General features: G+C 63.1%; 6 protein-coding genes. 5 read left to right on the top strand and 1 reads right to left on the bottom strand.

What is annotated here, in order from left to right:
• The first annotated feature begins 357 nt into the window (after positions 1–357).
• Complete coding sequence (locus QOC89_RS13480) at positions 358–1,224, top strand: NmrA family NAD(P)-binding protein (protein WP_323045463.1); 867 nt, start codon at positions 358–360, stop codon at positions 1,222–1,224.
• A gap of 228 nt (positions 1,225–1,452) precedes the next feature.
• Here the strand turns inward: QOC89_RS13480 and QOC89_RS13475 are convergent, their stop codons facing one another.
• Positions 1,453–2,721 (bottom strand): sigma-54 interaction domain-containing protein, encoded by a 1,269-nt coding sequence (locus tag QOC89_RS13475; RefSeq protein WP_416340398.1) that lies wholly within the window; start codon positions 2,719–2,721, stop codon positions 1,453–1,455.
• Positions 2,722–3,078: 357 nt separating this feature from the next.
• On the opposite strand from QOC89_RS13475, the gene QOC89_RS13470 reads away from it, so the two are divergent.
• From QOC89_RS13470 to QOC89_RS13455, 4 genes are all read left to right on the top strand, one after another.
• Positions 3,079–3,966, top strand: coding sequence for an MBL fold metallo-hydrolase (locus tag QOC89_RS13470; protein WP_323045464.1), 888 nt, complete (start codon positions 3,079–3,081; stop codon positions 3,964–3,966).
• Positions 3,967–4,004: 38 nt separating this feature from the next.
• A complete protein-coding gene (locus QOC89_RS13465; protein ID WP_416340397.1) occupies positions 4,005–4,469 on the top strand; it encodes a TIGR01244 family sulfur transferase in 465 nt (154 codons plus the stop codon).
• Positions 4,470–4,471: 2 nt separating this feature from the next.
• The gene (locus QOC89_RS13460; RefSeq protein ID WP_323045462.1) at positions 4,472–5,278 is read left to right on the top strand and encodes a sulfite exporter TauE/SafE family protein; all 807 of its coding nucleotides are present in this window, start codon (positions 4,472–4,474) and stop codon (positions 5,276–5,278) included.
• Positions 5,279–5,458: 180 nt separating this feature from the next.
• Positions 5,459–6,160 (top strand): hypothetical protein (locus tag QOC89_RS13455; protein WP_323045461.1); only part of this gene is annotated, 702 nt, incomplete at its 3' end.

Below are 6,160 nucleotides of genomic sequence, written 5' to 3'. Positions count from 1 at the left end.
GTCTCAGTGCGGCGCTCGCCATGGCGCTCGTATTGCCGGGCGAACGCATGCCAGAGCGCATGCAGGGAGGGGCGGTCATGCCCGGTGAAGAAACTCTCGGCCGGGCCACGCGAACGGGAAAATCGATGGTGATGACGCATCGTGGGTACTCCCATTTGTGTCTTAAGATGTGTCGTAAGATATATATCTAAAGATAGTTTGTCAAATTTCTTTTTTGCATCGCAAGGCGCCGGACGAGGGCATTTTTTAATGCCGTAACGTCATTAAATTAATGACATCCATGCTCTCGTGAAATCAATGCAAAGCACCGAGAATGTTGCTCAGCGCGGCATGGGCCGCATTCACGGAGCAACCAGCATGTATGCAATCACGGGTGTGACAGGACAGGTAGGCGGCGCGGCAGCATGCGCCTTATTAGACACGGGGCATGCCGTGCGCGCCGTGTTACGCGACAAAAACAAGGCCGCGGAGTGGACGGAGCGGGGCGCCGAAGTGGCAATCGCGTCGTTCGAAGATACGGACGCGCTCGCTGCGGCGTTCAGCGGTACGGCGGGCGTCTTCGTCATGGTGGCGCCGAACTTCGCACCGCAGCCGGGCTATCCGAATGCGCACGCAGCGGCGGCGGTGTTGAAGTCGGCACTGATGCAAGCGGCGCCGGAGCGCGTCGTGGCGCTCTCGTCGATTGGCGGGCAGCGCGAGTCGGGCCTCGGTCTCATCACGCAAGTGCATATTCTCGAAGAAGCGCTCGCGGATCTGCCCATCCCGACCGCGATTTTGCGGCCCGCATGGTTCATGGAGAACTCGCTGTGGGACATCGCGCCCGCGCGCGAAACAGGCGTGATGCCGAGCTTTCTGCAACCGCTGGATCGTGCTTATCCGATGATCGCCACAGCGGATATCGGCCGCGTGATCGCTGAGACGCTTGCTCAGTCGTGGCAGGGGCGTCGCGTGATCGAGATCGAAGGGCCGCAGCGTTATGCGCAAAACGAAATCGCCGCGATGTTAGGCGACGTGCTTGGCCGGACTGTAAAAGCCCAGCCGGTGCCGCGCGATCAGTGGGAGGCGCTGTTCCAGTCGCAAGGCACGTCCTCGCCCGCGCCGCGCATCGAAATGATCGACGGTTTCAATTCGGGCTGGATCGATTTCGAAGACGGCGTGAACGAGAGAGTGGTCGGCGCGACCGCGTATCAGACGGTGTTGGCGGAGTTGGCCGAACGCGCGTGAGTCAGGAGAGGGTTCAATCGAGGGAGGGCGGCGCAGGGAGAGGACAGGGACATCCGAAAGGCGACCGGTTGATGCGGATCGATCCGTCGCGCTGCCAGATTGCCATCGAGTAGGTGCAGGCTGCGGTCGCAGCGCGCGAGGCCGGCTTGCATCATTCGCGCCGCGCGCGCCGGGCAACCGATGCGGAACACAACTGAGCGCCGGCAAGCGCGCGGCAGATACGCCCAGTCACCTTCGCGTCTTTAGCCGGCGATACAGCGTGCGTTCACTCATCCCGAGGTGTTGCGCGAGCGCGCTGCGGGTCCCGGAGAACGCCTCGGCAAACCGTGCAAGCTCATGATCTGTCAGCTCGCCGCGCGATGACAACGAGGGTGAGCCGAAGCTGCTGCCCGGATGCGCCGACCCCGCGTCCACCATGTCGTCCGGCAGATGTTCAATCCGGATCACGCCGTCGTCGGCCAGCAGGCAGGCGCGCTCGAGCACGTTGCGCAGTTCCCGGATATTACCCGGCCAGGAATAAGCACGGAGCCTCCCGAGCGCGTCCGCGGCAATGCTGAACTTGCGTCCCGCATTGCCTTGTGCGCTACCGATACGCTGCAGTATCGACTCGACGAGCAGCGCGATATCGTCGGGGCGCTCGCGTACCGCCGGCAGGTTAATCGGAAATGCACTGATGCGGTAGTAGAGATCCTGGCGAAAGCGGCCGTCGTCGATCATTTCGCGCAACGGTTTGTGCGTCGCCGCCACCAGCCGGAAATCCGCGCGCAAGGTCTCTATGCCGCCGACCCGGCGGAACGTGCCGGATTCGATGAGCCGTAGCAGCTTGACCTGCATCGACAGTGGCACATCGCCTATTTCGTCGAGTAGCAGTGTTCCGCCTTGCGCGGTCTCGACCAGACCCGGTTTGCGCGCGACCGCGCCCGTGAACGCACCTTTTTCATAGCCGAAGAGTTCGGTCTCGAACAAGGCCTCCGTGATGCCGGAACACTCGACCACGACAAACGGGTGTTGCGCTCGCTCGCTGGCCTCATGGAGGGCCCGTGCGAACAGTTCCTTGCCGGTGCCGGATTCTCCGAGCAGCAGGACCGGCAGCATCGAAGGGGCGACGCGCTGCAACGCGGAGATCGCCGCGTTGAATGCCGTCGAGCGCCCGACCAGACCTTCCGCGCTGGGCTTGGCGGACGCGCCGCGCACCGTGGCGAGCCGCTCGACGTAAGCCACCACCTCCTGCTGCGAATTGAATATCGGCCGCAATTCCACATCGACATGCTCCGGCCCGCGCGGAGTCTGATGGATGTGGAGCACGCGGTCGGGCCCACGCAGCTCGGACGCCCGTTTCATTGGACAGTGTTCGCCGGCCTGGTCGCAAGGGACGTCGTAGTGATGCGAAACCTGATAACACTTGCGGCCGACATGAGGCTGGCTGGCAACGCCGAACTGACGTTGATAAGCGGTGTTGGCGGCAAGAATGCGGTACCCGGGATCGAGCACGATCATGGGTTGAGCGTCGTGCTCCAGATACGACACCAGGGCGGCGACATCCGGCGCCTGTAGCGATTCAGCCGAGGTCGCTACGACGGGAACGATGGGTATCGCCGGCTTTGAGGGTTTCACTGCGGTGGCTCCAGTAAGCACTATGCGTCGATACTGCCACAACTGCCACCTGACTGCCAGAAATGGCAGTCTTCGCTCTGGTTGGCGCGCTGAAGCGCTGCTCCGCCACCTGGCTTAACGAACAATATTGATAAAAATCAAATGGCTGCGGAGGGGAAATCAAAAGGGAAATGCGGTGGCACGGTTCTTGTGTTGATGGACCCACCAATCTGCCGCAAGCACCCTTTGATTCCGGAGAGCATGTTGAATACCACGAGCCCCATGCAGGTCGAAGGCTTCTTCGAGCCCGGTACCTCGACGATCAGTTACCTGTTGCTGGATGTCCGCACAGGCGAGTGCGCACTGATCGACAGCGTCCTTGACTATGACCCGAAGTCAGGCCGCACCTCCACGACGACAGCCGACAAGCTCATCGCCCGCGTCAAGGAACTTGGCGCCAGGGTCGAGTGGCTGCTCGAAACCCATGTGCACGCCGACCATCTCTCCGCCGCGCCGTACCTCAAGGAGCGGCTCGGCGGAAAGATCGCGATCGGCGCGCAGGTGACGCGCGTGCAAGACGTGTTCGGCAAGCTCTTCAACGCCGGCATGAAATTCGCCCACGATGGCAGCCAGTTCGATCAGTTGTTCTCCGACGGCGAAACGTTCACCGTCGGAGCGTTGCAGGCGCGTGCCATCCATACCCCGGGCCATACGCCCGCCTGCATGACCTATGTCGTGAGCGACGGCGAGCGGACCGCGGCCTTTGTGGGGGACACCCTGTTCATGCCCGACTACGGCACGGCGCGCTGCGACTTTCCCGGCGGCGATGCACGCTCGCTTTTCCGGTCTATCAACAAAGTGCTCAGCTTGCCGGCCGACACCCGGCTGTACTTGTGCCACGACTACCAACCCGGCGGCCGGCCGTTGCAGTTCGTCACCACCGTCGCCGAGCAACGCGCGCACAACATCCATATCCGCGACGGTATCAACGAGGAGGCCTTCGTTGCGATGCGCACCGCGCGCGACGCGACGCTCAACATGCCCCTGCTGATGTTGCCGTCGGTGCAGGTCAACATGCGCGCCGGACATTTGCCCGAAGCGGAAGACAACGGCGTGCCGTATCTGAAGATTCCGCTCAACGCGATCTGAGACAGTGCACCCAACTGATAGAAGCACTTGAACAAACGATGGACATCAAGAAACTAACGGCTGAACTGGCGGTATCGCAACAGATCGCCGCATCCGACATGCGTGCAATCGCGCAAGCCGGCTTTCGCGCCGTCATCTGCAATCGCCCGGACGGCGAAGGCGTCGACCAGCCCAACTTTAGCGAGATCGAGGCGGCGGCGAGAGAACAGGGCATCGAAGCCCATTACCTGCCCATCGAGTCCGGCAAGGCCGGTGACGTCGATGCGGCGCGCTTCGGCGAATTGATGCGCGCACTGCCGAAGCCCGTGCTGGCTTATTGCCGCTCCGGGATGCGTGCGGCGACGTTGTGGGCGCTGTCTGAAGCAAGCCACCGGACGCTGCCGGACATCATCGCGACAGGCAAGGCCGCGGGTCATGATCTGTCCGCGCTGACGCGGCGCATTGCCAACGGCGGCAAGGTGCCCGTCAACGTCGCCGTGGCCCATCATGACCTTTCGGATTAGACATGCTGACTTCACTTATTCTCGGCGTCCTCGTTGGCGCGGTGCTCGGATTGACCGGCGCGGGTGGTGGCATTCTGGCCGTTCCGGCGCTGGTGGCCGGAATGGGCTGGCCCATGCAGCAGGCCACGCCGGTCGCGCTGATCGCCGTCGCGGGCAGCGCTGCGATAGGCGCGCTTGAAGCGTTCCGGCAGCGGCTCGTCCGCTACCGTGCCGCGCTTTTCATGGCCGCAGCGGGGGTGCCGCTGACGTCGCTCGGTGCGCGTCTTGCGCACGCGTTGCCACAACGCGTGCTGTTGGCGCTGTTTGCCACCGTGATGCTGGTGGTGGCGGCAAGGCTGCTGTCACAGGCGCTGCCGCGTGGGCGCCCGAACCACGTCGAGTCCCGATTTTGCGTTGGCCACATCAACCCGAACACGGGGCGGCTGGTCTGGTCGTGGACCACCGGGATTGCGCTCGCGGCAACCGGTGCGTTGACCGGGCTGATGACGGGACTGCTCGGCGTGGGCGGGGGCTTCATCATCGTGCCGATGCTGCGCAAAGTGACCGACGTGTCGATGCACGGCATCGTCGCCACGTCGCTGATGGTGATCGCGCTGGTCGGCAGCGGTGGTGCGGTCGCGACGGTGCTGCATGGCGCGCCGCTCCCGCTCGCGCTGACGCTGTGGTTCGGTCTTGCGACGGCGGCCGGCATGGTGGCCGGCCGGCTAGCCTCGCACCGTCTCTCCGCGCTGCACGTACAGGTGGGTTTCGCAGGCGTGTTGATCTGTGTGGCGCTCGGCCTGATGGCAAAAGCCGCACTGGGTAAATGACCTTCGCATGGGCGTGTCAGGCGCACGTGCGAAGTAGTCCGCCAGGTAGGCGCTGCTGATCTGGCAGGCGCATCCAGAACGCTACATTTGTGTGTACAAGTTTGGATGGCGGGCTGCTATCCTGTTTGAATTGCACGCTGCCCTATCCGCGGACGGCGAATTTCCTGATCGAGCGTCGTCATGAGACCGTCAGGCCTCAGGGTGCGCAGGTTCAGCTCGGCGGCTCAGGAGCGCGCGTTCCGGTGGGACTACGCGCGACGCTTCTCAGGACAGCGCAGACTCGCCATCGCGATCTTCACCGCGTTGTGGGTCGCATTTTCCATCCGCGATTTCGGCCGGTTGAACGTACTCGATCCCGCCCATCTCCACCACAACGAACTCATTCTCCTGAGAGTCGCCGGAGCGATCGGAATGGCGATTCCCGTGCTGTTCTGGACCCCACGCGCACTCGACGAACGTTGGGCCGTCGGGCTGCTCAGTGTCTGGACGATCAGTTGCTGGTTCACCACCTTGAGAATGCTGCAGTTCTATCCGGGTGACCTTGGCTGGCGGGAAATCTATCCGGTGCTGTTGTTTTGCCTTTTCGTGATATTCATGGCCTTTCGGCTTCGGGTGATCACGGCGGCGTGGCTAATCGGGATGTGCGTCGTCAGCTATCTGATCATGCTTTATTTCAAACCCGTCGGCGGGAGTGTCGAACTGCGCGTGGAGTCCGTGGCTGCGCACGCCACGATGCTGCCGATCATGTCTGTCGTCGGCGTGCTCCTCAGCATCCCGCTGGAACGTGCCGCGAGGCGCGAATTCATGTACCGGCGCACCTTGCGCGCGGCCAAGGCTCGCGTCGAAGCGGCGTCGCGCGCGGTCAACGAGCAGAACAGACGC

Origin of the sequence: Paraburkholderia sp., from assembly GCF_034668105.1 — a bacterium.
Lineage (GTDB): Bacteria > Pseudomonadota > Gammaproteobacteria > Burkholderiales > Burkholderiaceae > Paraburkholderia.
Note: the sequence above shows the minus strand (reverse complement) of the source record. Positions and strands in the feature narration are given on the sequence as shown.